The organism is Acinetobacter sp. MYb10 (assembly GCF_002980175.2).
GTDB classification, from domain to species: Bacteria; Pseudomonadota; Gammaproteobacteria; order Pseudomonadales; family Moraxellaceae; genus Acinetobacter; species Acinetobacter guillouiae.
In genome coordinates this window covers 2,391,406-2,406,997 of record NZ_CP058272.1, presented here as the reverse complement: position 1 = coordinate 2,406,997, position 15,592 = coordinate 2,391,406, and the positions used below count along the sequence as shown (strand labels likewise).

Below are 15,592 nucleotides of genomic sequence, written 5' to 3'. Positions count from 1 at the left end.
AATCAATAAAAAAGAATCATGATTGAATCGGTTTAAAATAAGGTTTTTTGGCTTTTACTTTCTTTTGAAAGCGGTTTGGATTTAATTTTTGCAATAAATTTTGGGGAATCGGGCAAGCTTGATTAAGGACCAAAGCCACCAAGATTTCACTACACAAGGGCGCAAATAAAAAACCTTTAGAGCCAAGCCCAGAAAATGTATAAATCTCTTTCTCAGCTTCAACTTTTCCCAGTAATGGAAAATAGTCCAGACTTTGGGCTCGTACAGAAGCACGTCCGTGCCATTCATCCACTTTGCAGAGTGATTCTGCGTATTGTGGAAACACACTGTGGATAAGTTCATAGTTATGCACATGGTCTTCAAGCAAAACTTCAGTGTCATCACGATTGGGATAAAAAGAAGCACCTAAAATCAAATGTTGTTCATCAAGCTGCATGCAGTAGCCACCATAACTGTAGGCGTATTGTGGATCTAATCGGTGTTTAACATTGTTGAGCCAACTGACTTGTCCACGGATCGGTTTGAGTATCGGGAACTGCTCAAAAAAAGCATGGCTTTCCTTGGCACAACATACAATCACATGATTAAAATCACCAAGATCTGTGTGCTGGCTATCTTGTAGTGTTAATTGATGATGATTCGATTGAACAATACTATGAATGTGAGCATGTTTAAATTGAATCAGCGGATGTTCAAGGATTTGGTCTTTGAGTTGCTGGGGATAGATTGAACCCGCTTGAGTGAGCTGTAAACTCTCAAGTGTAGTTTGTAGCTCTAAATCATCGGCTGTTTGAGTTTTGAGTAAATCTTGAGGATATTGCGCTGCTAAATCCAGTAAATGTTCAGCATTTTTTTGTGCTAATTGTTGAACCGCAATAGCACGAAAAGCCTGAAATTTTGGATAGTGCTGTAGGGCATGTTGCCAAGCCAAGGTCATTAAATGTTCCGAACTTTGCTCGATGGGGCATAGTTTCGGATTTAATAAGGCCAGAGGGTTACCAGAAGCACCTGCTAAAGGCGCTGATTGGTCGTAAATCGTAACTTGATGTCCTCTTTGGGCAAATCCCCATGCGCAGCTTAAACCTGCAATTCCAGCACCAATGATGGCGATTTGGCGTTGATTGAAATTATTTTGAGTTTTCCATATTTTTTTTTGAATGTTTTGCGCTGCAAGGTCCATTGACTGTGATTGATTTTCTTCGACTGCTTGCTCAGATGGGTTCCAAATGGCTTTTAGCATTTCACGTTTATGACCAAAACCACGCGGACGTGAAATAGTGATTCCATGCTGTTTTAGACCCCGTTTAAGCACGCCTGCCACGCTGAATGAGGCAAAAGTTGTTCCAAAATCTGACAGTCTGACAATATTGTTTAAAACTTTGTCTTCCCACATGTCTGGATTACAAGAGGGGGCAAATCCATCTAAAAACCATGCGTTAACTTGTTGGGCTTTAACCATTGCTGGAAATACATCATGTGCATCACCTAACCACAGATCAATTGAAAAACGCGCTTCTGGAAAGCTTAAACGGTGACAACCAGCGATGGGCAATGGATAGTGTTGAATCAACTGATCAGAAAATTGTTGAAGTTCAGTCCAGACCTTTAACGCACGGGTTAAATCCTGTTTAGACAAGGGGAACTTCTCTACACTGATCACATGTAAGTGGCTATGATTATCTGGACGAACATTGTGCCAAAGTTGCCACAATGCCAAAATATTTAATCCTGTACCAAAGCCAGTTTCACCAACACAGAAGTATTCAAAATCATCTAAATCTGCAAGTCGTGTTGAAAGATCATTACCATTCAAAAATACGTGTCGGGTTTCAAGTAACCCGTTGTCTTTAGAAAAATAGACATCACCAAATTGTTTGGAAATTGGAACTTCAATTCCATCAATACATTGCCAGTCTAAATCGGCAGTTTGAATGGCATTTGACAAAGCAGATTACCTTTTGATAATTAAAATGAAAAAACCTGACATTTCGCAGTATCAGGTTATAGCGTGAAACTTTCTAAGTGCAAAGTCAAAGCAGTGGGCTTACCACTGACGACGACGTTTGGTATAGATATAACTTGCGATTAAAAAGCCAAGTAAAACACCAACAGCAATGGTTGCAGCACCATATAAAAACATTTGCGCACTTTGTTCACTTTGTAGAACTTGAACTTGTACACCCAGATTGTCATTTTTGAGTTGTAATTCTTGGTTCTGTGAAAGGGCTTCTAAATTGGCCTTTTCAAGTTGCTGTAAACGTGTTGCTTGGTCTTTAACCAAAGCTTTAGCTTTGGCATCTTGAGACGCTTTTTCTTTGCTAATTTGTTCAGCCGTTAAAGGTTTATTTTCTTGTGCTTGCGCCTGTGTTTGGGTGCTGGAATTTGCACCTGCTACAGCAGGAATAATACTCGGTTTTGGCGGTGCAACAGGTTGGGCCGCCTGAGTAGGCGCTGCCGTCGTTGCTTGAGTCGCTGAAGATTGAGTAGGCTCAGCCGAGACAACAGGTGATAAAAGTACAAAAGAACTTAAAGTCAGGCTAAGTAAGCTTTGGACGACAACGCGCATTATGTTATCCCTTAGGCAATGCTTTATTGAATGGTTTAACATCAATATGACTATAAATCCCTTCTTTTAAGAAAGGTTCATCTTTTAACCATTCATCCAAAGCTTCACGGCTGTCAAAATCGAGAATTAAAGTACTGCCATAAAAACCTGCTTGTGGATTTTCACGATCAATCGGCATCGCCCCAGCCACGATGACACGGCCTTCAGCATCTAACTTCTCGAGTCGAGCTAAATGTTGTGGGCGTACAGCAAGACGTTTTTCTACTGTACCTGCTTGATCTGTACACGTAATTACAAATAATGGCATGATATTTCTCGATTTTCTAAAACACTTTATTCATCGGTAGATTTAAAGTGTTTTCGTAATATAACAAACTGGATAATAATAAAGGAAAACATGACGATCATGTCACCAAATGCTGTAAATTCTCCCCAATATTTTCCACCTGCAAATAAAAATGCGAAGAAAATATGTAAACAAGACATGACAATGAACATTGCAGCCCATGCAAAGTTTAGATTTTTCCAGCCTTTTTCAGTCAGGTTTAAAACAGGACCAAATAATCTTTGAATGAGTGGCTTCTTTTCTTTACCAAAATAGGGAGAGAGTAAGAACGCGCCAGCAAAAGCTAAATTCAAAATTGCAGCTTTCAGGCGAATATAGAAGTCATCACTCAACATTAAGGTGATTCCGCCAAAAATGACGGTCATGAACAAAACAAACCATTGTTGTTTATCCAGACGGAATTTTTGGAAAATGAATAACGCACCATAGACCACAAGCATTGAAAAAATCAGACCTGTAGTTGCAACAAGAATGTTGTTGTTATTTACACCACCTGCTGAGCCGATCAATTGTAATAATGGATGATCGGTGTTTTTAGGATCAACCGTTTTGTATAAATAAAAGAAAATTATGAGGGGCACAAAGTCTAAAAGTGCTTTCATGTTAAAGTATCTAGTCTGTTCAGGTTGATGGGATAGTATAAAAGATGCAAGGCATAGATTTACATACTCACAGTAATATTTCTGATGGGACTCTGACGCCAGAGTTATTGGTTCAAGCTGCCATCGAGAAAAGCATACATACACTTGCATTGACGGACCACGATAGCATGGATGGCTTAATACAAGCTGAACAATTTGCAAAAAATCAACCAATTCAAATCATTTCAGGTGTAGAAATCTCTAGTCAATGGTCCAGACCTGAGACTAAAAAAAGTTATGGTGTGCATATTGTTGCGCTCAATATGCAAAATCCTGAACCATTACAACAGCTTTTAACGCAACAGAAGAAAATTCGTGCTGAGCGAGCCAAGCAAATCTGTGATCTGCTAATTCCTTTGATTCATCAGGATATTTATGCAGAAGTTGTGGCAAAGGTAGATGGTGAACCTGATCGGATTACTCGGACGCATATTGCCAAGACGCTTGTAGAAAAGGGTTTTGTTCAGCGCGCACAGCAGGCGTTTGATAAATACATTAAGGAAGGTAAAAAAGCCTATGTAAAATTTGATGGTTTAGGTTTGGCAGAAACCATTCAGGTGATTCATGAAAGTCAAGGTTTTGCAGTATTGGCACACCCAACACGTTATGATTTATCAGCAACAAATACCCGTTATTTAATTGAAATCTTTGCACAATATGGTGGGGATGCTGTTGAGCTTCCACCCGCAATGGAACCCGCTTCAACACGACAAATGGTTGATCGAATGATTGCTGAATATGGTTTAAAAGTCTCTGTGGGGAGTGATTTTCATGGTGATAATATGCCTTGGATTAAATTAGGCAATATTCCACGCGTCAAAGAAGGGCAAGTAGGGATTTGGGAGAGTTTCCGATAATACACCGTGATGATGTATTCAAATACTTAGATTTTCGAATGAGATCTGTTTTTGAAAGGCATCTCATTTGAATGAAACAAAAAATCCCTCTAGAGCAGAGGGATTTGGAGTTGATTATAAAATCAACTTTCTTTAACAGTATAAGGGTTTTCAAAGCCTAGTTTTTTCAAGATTTCAATTTCGAGTGCTTCCATTTCTTCAGCATCATCATCAGAAGTTTCATGGTCATAACCCATTAAATGTAAGGTGCCATGAACCAGCATATGAGTGAAATGCTCAATCGGTGTCTTTTGCTGTTCAATCGACTCTTGTAAAACCACGGGGATGCAAATGACTAAATCACCGATGGGTAATGCATCGAGCATGGGTAAAACTTCTTCAGGAATCTCACTTGGAAAAGACAATACATTGGTGGGTTTGTCTTTTTCACGATATTCAAAATTTAATTTGTGACTTTCATCTTCATCAACACACGCAATTCCGATTTCACAATCTTGGTCTACATCAATATGACGTAGTGTTGTTTCAATGACTTTTTTTACATAGACACGTTTGAGCACCAATTCTGGTGCTTCAAACGCTTGTTGTAACGATAAGCTAAGTTTCAAAAACAGTCCTTAAACATTTTCCTGATTTGCAGCAGTATGTTCTTCATGTTGAGCATCTGCGGCAGAATCATTTTCAGAAATTAAGGCTTCTTGACGTGCTTTACGTTCTGCACGTGCTTCAGCACTTAAACGGTATTGTTCACTGTCCCATCCTTCATAAGCCTCTACAATTTTTTGTACCAGCTGGTGACGAACGACATCACGGGAATGGAAGCGAGTGATGTGAATTTCTTTGATCTTTTCGATAATACGCAATGCGTGAGCAAGACCAGACTGTTGCCCGCGTGGTAAATCGACCTGTGTAATATCCCCGGTGATCACTGCACGAGAACCAAAACCTAAACGGGTCAAAAACATCTTCATCTGTTCAGGGGTGGTGTTTTGTGCTTCATCGAGAATTACAAAGGAATGATTTAATGTACGACCACGCATATAAGCAAGTGGTGCAACTTCAATCACTTGGCGCTCAATCAGTTTTGCAACTTTTTCAAAACCAAGCATTTCATACAACGCATCATAAAGCGGGCGTAGATATGGGTCGATCTTTTGGCTTAAATCACCCGGCAAGAAACCAAGTTTTTCTCCAGCTTCAACAGCAGGGCGAACCAAAAGGATACGTTGAATTTCATTACGTTCTAACATATCTACCGCAGCAGCGACTGCAAGATAGGTTTTACCTGTACCTGCAGGGCCGATTCCGAAAGAAATATCGCTTTGTAGAATACGTTGTACATAACGTTTTTGATTGGCACCACGAGGGTTGATTCGACCTTTACGCGTTTGCAACCAGACATCATCTAAACCGGTATGCTCATTGTCTGAAAGGTCGTCTTGTAACTCACGGTCAGTTTGGCTGCCTTGAATCATCAAATGAATCGTATCAGCACTGATTTGCTGAGAGAGTTCAGCTTCTGCATGCAAACGCTGCAATAAACCTTCAGCTCTCTCAACTGCTTCTAAATCACCATCGATATAGAAGTTATCGTTGCGATGAGAAATGTTGACATTTAAACGTTGTTCGATTTGTTTCAGATGACCGTTATAAGCACCTAACATGCTTTTTAAACGTTCAACTGAAATACCTGGAAAAGCTACTGTACGTCGAATCGCTGCAGTCAAGAGATATCCTTTTTAAAGTAAAGTCTATACCCTTACATTACGCCACGTCAGGCTCAAGATTCAAGAGTTCTCCATAAACTAAATTTAGGGTCTTAATCTCTGTAACCTCAATCTCTGCAAAGCGTCCGACCCAAGAGGCGTCACCTACAAATGTTACTAAACGTGTATTGTCAGCTGTACCGACCAATAAATTTGGATCTTTATTAGAAACATTTTCAACCAGTACACGTTGAATGGTGCCTAACATCGCATCGGTTTTACGAATACTTGATTGCTTAATCCAGTGTTGAACTTTGGCTAAACGTTCTTTCTTGACTGCATCAGAGGTGTCATCAGGTAATTCAGATGCTGGTGTGCCAGGGCGTTTTGAATAAACAAAACTATAAGAATGATCAAAGTCTAAATCTTGGATAAATTGATAGGTTTCTTCAAAATGTGCATCAGTTTCACCAGGAAAGCCGATGATGAAATCTGAAGATAAATGCATATCTGGACGAGCTTTGCGTAGTTTGGCAATTTTTTCGATATAGACATCAATGGTGTGGTTACGCTTCATCGCTTGTAACACATCATTTGAGCCGCTTTGTACTGGTAAATGCAGATGTGAAACCATTTGTGGTAGGTCACGGTAGCATTGAATTAAATCTTCATTAAATTCGAGCGGATGTGAAGTTGTATAACGTAAACGACCGATTCCTGGAATTTCTGCAACCAAACGTAATAAATCTGCAAAGGTACAAATTTCACCTTCAAAAGTTTCACCACGGTAACCGTTTACATTTTGTCCTAAAAGGCTGATTTCGCGAACGCCTTTTTCAGCTAAACCAGCGATTTCTGCCAAGACATCATCCAAAGGACGAGAAACTTCTTCACCGCGAGTATAGGGAACCACACAGAAAGAACAGTATTTCGAGCAACCTTCCATGATTGAAACAAACGCTTTGTAACCTTCAACACGCGGTTCAGGTAAAAAGTCGAATTTTTCAATATCAGGGAATGAAATATCTACAAGTTTAATTTTGTCTTTCTTTGGCTTTTCAATTTGTTCAACATGCTGATCCAGCATTTGCGGTAAACGGTGCAAGGTTTGAGGGCCAAAAACCATATCGACATATGGTGCACGTTTTTGAATATTGTCGCCTTCTTGAGAAGCAACACATCCACCAACACCGATGACAAGATCAGGATTTTTTTCTTTTAATTTGCGCCAGCGACCCAACTCAGAAAATACTTTTTCTTGGGCTTTTTCTCGAATTGAGCAGGTATTCATTAACAGGATATCTGCGTCACTTGGATCTTTGGTTAAAATATAACCGTGGGAGTCGCCTAAAAGATCTGCCATACGATGACTGTCATACTCATTCATCTGACACCCTTGCGTTTCGATATACAGTTTTTTTACTGCACCGTCGGCTGGGGTGTGCTGTGGCTGGGTTACAGTGTTTTCTGAGGCAGCTTTGGCACCATTGGGAATGAAGGTTTGAACCGTCATGGAGGCGTCTTTCCTATGAATAAAGGGAATTTTGAATGTGTACTAAGCCTGCTATTTTAACAGACTCATAAAAGGCGCGCTATTTTATAGCATTTAGAGTGAACTCAGTAAAATATTTAGCGGCTATTGCCATTTATTGGATTGTAGGGCATTGAAAATGAAAATTATGAAGAAAAAATAGAGAACAATATTAATGATGAATCATAAGGTTACATAACACAACAGTAGAAATGGATTAGAATAATTAAACTAGGCACAAATAAGTGCATCAGTATGTTAAAGGCACATCATGCAGGTTGAGAGAAAAACGGTGTTAAAGCAGCAACTTAAGCAAAATAAATTAAAACTTTACCTTTTAGGAACAGTTGCATGTACAAGCCTGCAAGTAGCTCATGCTGCTGAAGAGCAGTTTAATGATGCTTTACGCAATGCAAATAATCCAAGTGCTTTAGAACAATATCGTTCTTCAATGCAAAATGATGCTTTGGGCTATTATCCTGAGTATTGGTCATTGAATTCAAATCTCGCCTTTCAACCTTCTGCAAATATTATTAGCTTTGCGCAACGTTATCCTCAATCAGCGATGGCGGAAAAGTTGGCTGCGGATTATGTCGAAGAGAAGGTTAAACAAGCAGATTACGCCAGCGCGCAACCTGTATTGCAATATGTCTCTAATCCAGATCAAGCAGAACGTTGTGCTGTTGCTCAAGTTCGTGCGAAAACTGGTGACGTTTTGGTCTATGCTGAATTTAAAGATGTTTGGTTGGCAACCAACTCTCAACCTGAATCATGCAATGGTTTAGGCCGCATGATGCTTAGTAGCCCACTCATGACCGCACAAGATCGCCAACAACGATTATATGCACAACTGAGAGCCGGGCAGTCTGGTCTAGCCATCGCTACCGCACAAACGATTGGCGTTAATTTATCGTTAACCCAATTGAACCAAATCCAAGCCAATCCATTAAATTATTTATGGTCTGCACCCAAAAACAATGTAGAAGATTATGCTTATTTGGTTTATGCACTGGGTCGTGCAGCAGATACGGATTTAACCAGCGCTTTGCAGTCAGTACCAAAGTTGGTTCAGGGTGTACCAGCGGATGTGCAAAAATATATTTATCGTACTGTCGGTTATATCGGCGGAACGACCGTTATGAAAAATAATTTTAATCGTGAAGTACTGCAAAATTTTGATGCAAGCTATGGTGTGCCTTTCAGTGCAGAAGAAGCAGAAGTTTATGCACGACAAGCCATTCGATTTGGGGCTTGGGAAAGTGTGATTCGTGCAATAGACAGTATGAGCGTGACACAAAAGCAAGAAGACCGTTGGCAATATTGGTTGGCGCGTGCTTCAGAACAACGCAATGATGCACAATCTAAAAGAACCGCTAAAGATATCTATCAACGATTGGCAATGTCGGGTGATGATTATCATAATCTGCTTGCCAAAGATCATTTGGGGCAAAAATATAATGATAGTCCTGCCAGAGAACAGCCCTCAACTGATGACCAGCAACGCTTAAATAGCGATATTCATTTCCGTCGTGCATTTACTTTACGAAATATTAATGCGCCTGCAACTTATACCAATAGGGAATGGAACTGGGCGGTACGTCAGGCATACTTAAAACATGATGATGGGTTGCTGCTTGCTGCGGCAAAACGTGCAACTGAGATGGGCTGGTATGATCGTGCAATTTATGCGGCAGAACGTACTGAGAAAAAACATAACTATGTTTATCGTTATGCAACACCTCATCAGTCGTTGGTGGTGAGTCATAGCCGTAATGCGGGTATTGATCCTGCTTGGGCCTATGGTTTAATGCGCCAAGAAAGCCGTTTTGTAACTGCTGCTCGTTCACATGTTGGTGCAGGTGGTTTGATGCAAATCATGCCAGGCACTGCAAAGTTGGTGGCAAAACAAATGGGTGAAACTTATAATCCTGCTGCGCTCAGTGATGCCAATACCAATATTCGCTATGGTACTTTCTATCTGTCGATGATTCATGGTCAATTAAGCAGTAATCCTGTCTTGGCAACAGCAGGGTATAATGCTGGGCCAAATCGCGCGAAACGTTGGCAGCCAGATTATCAAAATCTTTCAGCAGATCAATATACAGAATCTATTCCTCTGAATGAAACACGTGACTATGTAAAAAATGTGATGACCAATGCAGCACATTATGGAATCTTGTTGGGACAAGGGCCTCAAGCGATTGAAAGTCGTATGCCTGTTATTCCAACCCGTGTTTCACAATAAAACTATTTGGACTTGGATGAAACTTTGTTGGTAAATCAATGATTTTCAAAATTTTGCGTAAATTGAAACAATCTTGCTTAGCATGGAGCTTATGCTTTGCGGGATTGTTTGGGCTCAATGTGCAGTTACATGCTGCACCGCAATTACAAGGCTATGTCATGCAAGTCCAGTTGACACCTGCTGTCTGTGCACTTGATTCTTCAAAACAAAAGCAACGCAAATGTCTCGAAGGTTATTCATTGACCATCACAGGTCTGTTGCCTGAAACGACAGAGCGGAATTGCACCACCAATACATCTGCAAGTTTGACCCCTTTACAAGCTAAGGTGGTTGCACGGGTAATGCCTGAGGAAAATGCACGTATTCAGTTGTGGCGTAGCGTGGGTGGCTGTGTTCCAATGAACGCAAGTCAATATTTTAGAACTGTGATTAATTTAGCAGATCGTTTGAAAATTCCTGCAGATTTAACCAGCTCTGAAAACAAGAATGTGCAACATAATGCGTTAAAAACTCAATTTGTTAGATTAAACCCGGGAATGAATAACGATAGTATCCGTTTTACTTGTCAAAGTTCATCATCAAACCCAGTGTTAACCGAGGTTCAAGTGTGTTATCGGGTCAATGGTCAGTATAAACAATGTTCAAATCACATTGTTTCAAACTGCCCAAATACATTCTCGATCAAAGGGACTTATTAGTTCTTCTGAGGAATTTTATTTATATTTCCTATCATACTTTTGTTGAAAAGCATTCTCTTTTACATGCAACTGTTAAAGGATTGGAGTACAATCTTTGCCGTTTATGATAATTCGATTAAAACGGATTTAACCGTTTAATCACATTAACGATCCTCATTGGAGATAATTACATGAAGCAACCTGTTCGCGTTGCCGTTACTGGCGCAGCTGGTCAAATCGGTTACAGCTTATTATTCCGTATCGCTAGCGGTGAAATGCTTGGTAAAGACCAACCCGTTATTTTGCAATTGTTAGAAGTTCCATTTGAGAAAGCTCAAGCTGCGCTTAAAGGCGTAATGATGGAATTAGATGACTGTGCTTTCCCATTATTGGCTGGCATGATCGGTACTGATGATCCAAAAGTTGCATTTAAAGATGCTGACTACGCGTTATTGGTTGGTTCACGTCCACGCGGTCCTGGTATGGAACGTGCTGACTTGTTGAAAGTGAACGGTGAAATCTTCATTGGTCAAGGTCAAGCACTTAACGAAGTTGCGAGCCGTGACGTTAAAGTACTTGTTGTAGGTAACCCTGCAAATACAAATGCTTATATCGCAATGAAATCTGCTCCAGATCTTCCAGCGAAAAACTTTACAGCAATGTTACGTCTTGACCACAACCGTGCATTGACTCAAATTGCTCAAAAAGCGGGCGTTGCTGTAGCGGATATCAAAAACCTTACAGTTTGGGGTAACCACTCTCCAACAATGTATGCGGACTACCGTTTTGCAACTGCAAATGGCGTAAGCTTAAAAGACAAAATCAACGATGCTGATTGGAACGCAAACGTATTCCTTCCAACTGTTGGTAAACGTGGTGCTGCAATCATTGAAGCGCGTGGTCTTTCTTCTGCTGCTTCTGCTGCAAATGCTGCGATCGATCATATGCGTGATTGGGCACTTGGCACCAATGGCGAATGGGTAACAATGGGTATTCCTTCTGACGGTTCTTATGGAATTCCTGAAGGTGTGATGTACGGTGTTCCTGTAATTTGTGAAAATGGCGAATACACTCGTGTTGAAGGCTTAGAAATTGATGCATTCAGCCGTGAACGTATGGACAAAACCCTTCAAGAACTTGAAGAAGAGCGCGCAGCTATTGCTGATATGCTTAAATAATTAAAATTTAATTTGTTAAAGATTAATTTTGAAAAAAGCACTCTATTTAGAGTGCTTTTTTTATGGTTCAAATCAAACATCCAGGAAAAAGATAATTGATGTTAAGCCAACATTTGTTTGTTTTTTAATCACAAATTGAAACAAGAAAATTAAAATCTAGACTATCTTTTAAAATTATTTTCTTATAAGTTAATTGAATAAAAGATGACAAATAAATTTATATAAGGAGGCAATATGCTCAGGACGAACACACCATCCTTAGAATTACTATTTTCTCAACTTGGTTTGGCAAATAGTCCCGCAGCAATTGAGCTATATGTACGCACTCATCAATTGCCAGCAAATCTTTCATTACATGAAGCGCCGTTTTGGAATAAATCTCAACGTGACTTATTAATTAGTCATTTGATACAAGATGATGATTGGGCAATTTGGATTGACGAGTTAAACCAACAATTACATCTAGATGCGTATAAGCTAACAGCCTAATGATTTAGTTTCCCCCAGAGCAACAAAAAAGATGGCCGTTATGGCCATCTTTTCTATTTCGCATCGATCAAATTAGCTTTGATCAAAACGAATAACAAATTGAGTTATTTTGAATGGGCATAGCGCTGATCAATGTAATTTAGACTGAATCATTTGACTAAACCAAGTTTCATTGCGAACAGGTCTAAAGGCAGTGTGTTGTTGCAGTAAGGTTAAATCAAAATCAGTTGTCTTGATATATTTACTCAGCCAGTGACGAGTCAATGCAAATTCATTTTTACTCACAGATGCATAAGCCAACATAAAGTAAATATCAGCATGATGATGTTGTGCCAATGGTTTTAAAATCTGCTGCGTAATCAAGGCATAACGTGATTCTTTGGTCAATTCAAAGTAAATCATATAAGCTTTGGCCAAATGCAAAGAAAGCTGAATGTAGACTGACATTGGCATTTCTTCATATTCAAATCGTGCAGTTTCAAGTAAAACAATGGCTTCTTGCAAGAAATGGATTTGTTCCTGCTTTGAATGACTTTGAGTGACCAGCTGTAAGCGTAAGTCCCCACGTTCAAGTGCAAGTTCAGGTGTATTGCCTGACAAATACAATTGATCTGTTTCCCCAATACGCGAGATGATTTGTTTTGTATTATCAAACATGTGCTGAATCCTCTGAATTTATGAAGAGTATTATGAGGTCTATTTCAATAATTTAAAGCTTGGCCTATAGAGATACAGCGTTGCAAATTTGAAAACTGAGTATATTACAACACAGTATTGTCGCTTCTTAGCCATGCGGTAATTGATAATCGCTGATGGTTGGCTTCTAGCACTTCATGTAATAAATCACTTTGGAACATGGCAATACGATTAGGCTGGGGATCTATTGTATGCCAAACATTATTTTTATCCTGTAAGTGTAACTTTCCACCCCAGTCATCCTGCCATTCTTGGTGTAGATAATACACAGTAGAAATCATACGGCCATTTTTACCTTGCGGATTATCGCGATGAAGTGCATAGAATTCACCTGCGTTATAGCAGGCAAAATGTGCTTCTACATCCTGAATACCTAAATAAAATGAGTAGTTTAAAATTTGCGAGAGTTGTTTGAGTGCATCAATATGCTGTTGGGCGATCGTGAGATCTTCATTGATCCACAAGATATGGTCGCTGCGAATATTGCTGATCACACCATTTTGAATTGCTGCTTCACGAAAGAGATTTAAATTTGAAGTACATTCTGCAACCAGTTGAAGTCCGTATTCAGCGGAGTAAGCATGATCAATAATGGTAAATCCATGTTGATCTAAATCATCAAGAATTTGATCAACATTCCATGACTTTGGGAGTAGCAGCGCTTCCATAAATTACCAAAAAATAGTGCAATAAAGATATGTTGTTATATTAGAACAAACGATGGACAGTGAAGAAATATTTTTTCGTGTTAAAATGATTATTGAACTCAGGAATTAATCGAAACATGAATTACCGTCACCATTTCCATGCAGGCAACTTTGCCGATGTCATGAAACATGTGTTATTGCTGCAACTTTTGACACGTCTAAATACTAAAGACAAACCATATCGCTATATAGATACACATGGTGGTGCAGGTAAATACGATTTATCTACTTCTGAAGCACAAAAATCAGGTGAATTCTTAACCGGTATTCATCGTCTGGTTAAGCTGGATGAGTCGATTAAACGTAATGCGCCTGAAGGTGTAAAACAATATCTTAAAATTGTTGAAGATATGCGTGCAGGTTCAGGTAAAGGCGCTTATCCAGGTTCACCGTGGTTTGCACTTGAAGGCATGCGTGATATTGATAAAGCGACTATTTTTGAAATGCAGCGTGATGTGTTTCAACAATTGTATTTTAATATTCGCGATAAACGTGCGGGTTTACATGAGCGTGATGCTTATGAAGGTCTTTTGGGGGTTATTCCACCAAAAGAAAAACGTGGTTTGGTGATGATCGATCCACCTTATGAATTAGAACGTAAAGACTTTCCGCAATTGGTCGAGTTGATTGCCACCGCACATAAAAAATGGCCAACAGGTGTATTTGCCATTTGGTATCCAATTAAAGACCGTGCCATGATTGATCGTTTTGAAAAGAAAATGATGAAAACAGGGATTCGCCGTCAGTTGGTTTGTGAAGTTTGTGTTTGGCCAGATGACACACCAGTCGGCTTGAATGGTTGTGGTTTGTTGGTGATTAACCCACCTTGGAAATTCTCTAACGATGCTGATGAGGCATTACAATGGTTGTTCCCACATTTACGTATGAGTGAAAATGGTGGACATGCTGCTGTTCGCTGGTTAGTGGGTGAATAATCCATTCGATTGGATATCAACAGAAACATGAACGATGGTGTGAATTACAAATTAAGACGAAATACATTGAGTAATTCACATCAATTTCACTTAAAAATGAATGTGATAAAATATTTAAGTGAGATATCAACAGCTCCATAAGAGCCATAGATAGGATTCAAAAAATGACAAATATAAATAAACCAGAAAGCCCAAACTCTTCTAATCAAGACCATGGATTTGATGGCATTACTTTTGAAGTGGAAGAAGAAGAGCATACCCATGAAGGGCAGAAGGTCAAACGTCGCGGAATCTATTTGTGGCCTAACCTGATTACAACATCTGCATTGTTATCTGGCTTTTACTCGATCATTGCCAGTATGAATGGTGACTTCACTCAAGCCGTTTATGCGATTTTCCTTGCAGCACTATTTGATGGTTTAGATGGTCGTGTTGCTCGTGCAATTGGTGCACAAAGTGCTTTTGGTGAACAATTCGATTCACTTTCTGATCTCTTGGCATTTGGTGTTGCGCCAGCAATTTTGATGTATAGCTGGAGTTTGCATGATCTAGGGCGGATTGGCTTGGCTGCTTGTTTTGTTTATACCGCGTGTGCTGCATTTCGTTTAGCCCGCTTTAATGTACAAATTGGTGTGGTCGATAAGCGTTATTTCATCGGTGTGGCAAGCCCATTGGCAGCGATTATTATTATTGCATGGGTATGGGTTGGACAAGATTTTACCTATATTTTTGATTTAAAAGATGTTGCGATTCAAGCGACCAATGCATTTGTTATCATTGCAGTGGGTTTGTTGATGATATCAAATATTAAATATTATTCTTTTAAAACAGTAGACCGTAAACGTGTTCCATTCTTTGTGTTGCCTATAGCAGTTTTTATCCTTGCAGCAATCACTTATAATATTCCTGTAGGGATTTTAGTCATTTCGATTATCTATGCGATTTCTGGTTTTGTGACAACATTCTTAGCGAGAAAGACTACTGTTGAATAAAAGATAAAAAGGTAAGGGGGCTTGAT

Annotated in this window: 16 protein-coding genes; 7 read left to right on the top strand and 9 right to left on the bottom strand. The window is 39.5% G+C overall.

The genetic code is table 11. The features are described from left to right. Positions 1–16: 16 nt before the first annotated feature. From mnmC to CQZ96_RS11125, 4 genes are all read right to left on the bottom strand, one after another. Entirely contained in the window at positions 17–1,945 is a 1,929-nt protein-coding gene (gene mnmC, locus CQZ96_RS11140; RefSeq protein WP_105713956.1) for an FAD-dependent 5-carboxymethylaminomethyl-2-thiouridine(34) oxidoreductase MnmC, read from the bottom strand. Between the two features lie 99 nt (positions 1,946–2,044). Further along, positions 2,045–2,566 carry a hypothetical protein gene (locus tag CQZ96_RS11135; RefSeq protein WP_004717976.1) on the bottom strand — a complete coding sequence of 174 codons (522 nt, stop codon included), beginning with the start codon at positions 2,564–2,566 and terminating at the stop codon, positions 2,045–2,047. A gap of 4 nt (positions 2,567–2,570) precedes the next feature. Then, positions 2,571–2,873 carry a YciI family protein gene (locus tag CQZ96_RS11130; protein ID WP_004717974.1) on the bottom strand — a complete coding sequence of 101 codons (303 nt, stop codon included), beginning with the start codon at positions 2,871–2,873 and terminating at the stop codon, positions 2,571–2,573. Positions 2,874–2,899: 26 nt separating this feature from the next. Beyond that, positions 2,900–3,514 carry an inner membrane-spanning protein YciB gene (locus CQZ96_RS11125; protein ID WP_105713955.1) on the bottom strand — a complete coding sequence of 205 codons (615 nt, stop codon included), beginning with the start codon at positions 3,512–3,514 and terminating at the stop codon, positions 2,900–2,902. A 44-nt stretch (positions 3,515–3,558) separates the two neighbouring features. On the opposite strand from CQZ96_RS11125, the gene CQZ96_RS11120 reads away from it, so the two are divergent. Further along, positions 3,559–4,410, top strand: coding sequence for a PHP domain-containing protein (locus CQZ96_RS11120; RefSeq protein ID WP_004717971.1), 852 nt, complete (start codon positions 3,559–3,561; stop codon positions 4,408–4,410). A gap of 122 nt (positions 4,411–4,532) precedes the next feature. Here the strand turns inward: CQZ96_RS11120 and ybeY are convergent, their stop codons facing one another. Genes ybeY through miaB form a run of 3 tightly spaced genes read right to left on the bottom strand, consistent with a single transcriptional unit; the run spans position 4,533 to position 7,629 of the window. Next, positions 4,533–5,018 (bottom strand): rRNA maturation RNase YbeY, encoded by a 486-nt coding sequence (gene ybeY / locus CQZ96_RS11115; RefSeq protein ID WP_004818840.1) that lies wholly within the window; start codon positions 5,016–5,018, stop codon positions 4,533–4,535. 9 nt (positions 5,019–5,027) lie between these two features. Further along, complete coding sequence (locus CQZ96_RS11110) at positions 5,028–6,137, bottom strand: PhoH family protein (RefSeq protein WP_004717967.1); 1,110 nt, start codon at positions 6,135–6,137, stop codon at positions 5,028–5,030. Positions 6,138–6,174: 37 nt separating this feature from the next. Continuing rightward, the gene (gene miaB, locus CQZ96_RS11105) at positions 6,175–7,629 is read right to left on the bottom strand and encodes a tRNA (N6-isopentenyl adenosine(37)-C2)-methylthiotransferase MiaB (RefSeq protein ID WP_004717965.1); all 1,455 of its coding nucleotides are present in this window, start codon (positions 7,627–7,629) and stop codon (positions 6,175–6,177) included. 289 nt (positions 7,630–7,918) lie between these two features. Between miaB and CQZ96_RS11100 the strand changes: the two genes are divergently transcribed. The 4 genes from CQZ96_RS11100 to CQZ96_RS11085 all read left to right on the top strand — a co-directional run bounded on the left by CQZ96_RS11100 (position 7,919) and on the right by CQZ96_RS11085 (position 12,236). After that, complete coding sequence (locus tag CQZ96_RS11100) at positions 7,919–9,892, top strand: lytic transglycosylase domain-containing protein (RefSeq protein WP_105713954.1); 1,974 nt, start codon at positions 7,919–7,921, stop codon at positions 9,890–9,892. Between the two features lie 38 nt (positions 9,893–9,930). Then, on the top strand, positions 9,931–10,590 hold the full coding sequence (locus CQZ96_RS11095) for a ribonuclease T2 family protein (protein ID WP_004717962.1): 660 nt from the start codon (positions 9,931–9,933) through the stop codon (positions 10,588–10,590). 170 nt (positions 10,591–10,760) lie between these two features. Beyond that, entirely contained in the window at positions 10,761–11,747 is a 987-nt protein-coding gene (locus CQZ96_RS11090) for a malate dehydrogenase (protein ID WP_004717959.1), read from the top strand. A 234-nt stretch (positions 11,748–11,981) separates the two neighbouring features. After that, positions 11,982–12,236 carry a DUF2789 family protein gene (locus CQZ96_RS11085; RefSeq protein WP_004818847.1) on the top strand — a complete coding sequence of 85 codons (255 nt, stop codon included), beginning with the start codon at positions 11,982–11,984 and terminating at the stop codon, positions 12,234–12,236. Between the two features lie 129 nt (positions 12,237–12,365). On the opposite strand, the gene CQZ96_RS11080 is transcribed toward CQZ96_RS11085, so the two are convergent. Then, positions 12,366–12,893 carry a hypothetical protein gene (locus tag CQZ96_RS11080; RefSeq protein WP_105713953.1) on the bottom strand — a complete coding sequence of 176 codons (528 nt, stop codon included), beginning with the start codon at positions 12,891–12,893 and terminating at the stop codon, positions 12,366–12,368. 104 nt (positions 12,894–12,997) lie between these two features. Beyond that, entirely contained in the window at positions 12,998–13,600 is a 603-nt protein-coding gene (locus CQZ96_RS11075) for a 2OG-Fe(II) oxygenase (protein ID WP_105713952.1), read from the bottom strand. A gap of 116 nt (positions 13,601–13,716) precedes the next feature. Here CQZ96_RS11075 and CQZ96_RS11070 point away from each other — a divergent pair, with 116 nt between their 5' ends. Further along, a complete protein-coding gene (locus CQZ96_RS11070) occupies positions 13,717–14,574 on the top strand; it encodes a 23S rRNA (adenine(2030)-N(6))-methyltransferase RlmJ (RefSeq protein ID WP_004717951.1) in 858 nt (285 codons plus the stop codon). Between the two features lie 164 nt (positions 14,575–14,738). Then, positions 14,739–15,566 (top strand): CDP-diacylglycerol--serine O-phosphatidyltransferase, encoded by an 828-nt coding sequence (gene pssA, locus CQZ96_RS11065; RefSeq protein ID WP_105713951.1) that lies wholly within the window; start codon positions 14,739–14,741, stop codon positions 15,564–15,566. The last annotated feature ends 26 nt before the right edge of the window (positions 15,567–15,592 follow it).

Coding starts and splice junctions, on each gene's coding strand:
- CQZ96_RS11120 (WP_004717971.1), top strand. CDS start 3,559: ATGCAAGGCATAGATTTACATACTCACAGTAATATTTCTGATGGGACT.
- CQZ96_RS11085 (WP_004818847.1), top strand. CDS start 11,982: ATGCTCAGGACGAACACACCATCCTTAGAATTACTATTTTCTCAACTT.
- pssA (WP_105713951.1), top strand. CDS start 14,739: ATGACAAATATAAATAAACCAGAAAGCCCAAACTCTTCTAATCAAGAC.
- CQZ96_RS11070 (WP_004717951.1), top strand. CDS start 13,717: ATGAATTACCGTCACCATTTCCATGCAGGCAACTTTGCCGATGTCATG.
- CQZ96_RS11135 (WP_004717976.1), bottom strand. CDS start 2,566: ATGCGCGTTGTCGTCCAAAGCTTACTTAGCCTGACTTTAAGTTCTTTT.
- CQZ96_RS11095 (WP_004717962.1), top strand. CDS start 9,931: ATGATTTTCAAAATTTTGCGTAAATTGAAACAATCTTGCTTAGCATGG.
- CQZ96_RS11080 (WP_105713953.1), bottom strand. CDS start 12,893: ATGTTTGATAATACAAAACAAATCATCTCGCGTATTGGGGAAACAGAT.
- CQZ96_RS11090 (WP_004717959.1), top strand. CDS start 10,761: ATGAAGCAACCTGTTCGCGTTGCCGTTACTGGCGCAGCTGGTCAAATC.
- miaB (WP_004717965.1), bottom strand. CDS start 7,629: ATGACGGTTCAAACCTTCATTCCCAATGGTGCCAAAGCTGCCTCAGAA.
- CQZ96_RS11100 (WP_105713954.1), top strand. CDS start 7,919: ATGCAGGTTGAGAGAAAAACGGTGTTAAAGCAGCAACTTAAGCAAAAT.
- CQZ96_RS11125 (WP_105713955.1), bottom strand. CDS start 3,514: ATGAAAGCACTTTTAGACTTTGTGCCCCTCATAATTTTCTTTTATTTA.
- CQZ96_RS11130 (WP_004717974.1), bottom strand. CDS start 2,873: ATGCCATTATTTGTAATTACGTGTACAGATCAAGCAGGTACAGTAGAA.
- CQZ96_RS11075 (WP_105713952.1), bottom strand. CDS start 13,600: ATGGAAGCGCTGCTACTCCCAAAGTCATGGAATGTTGATCAAATTCTT.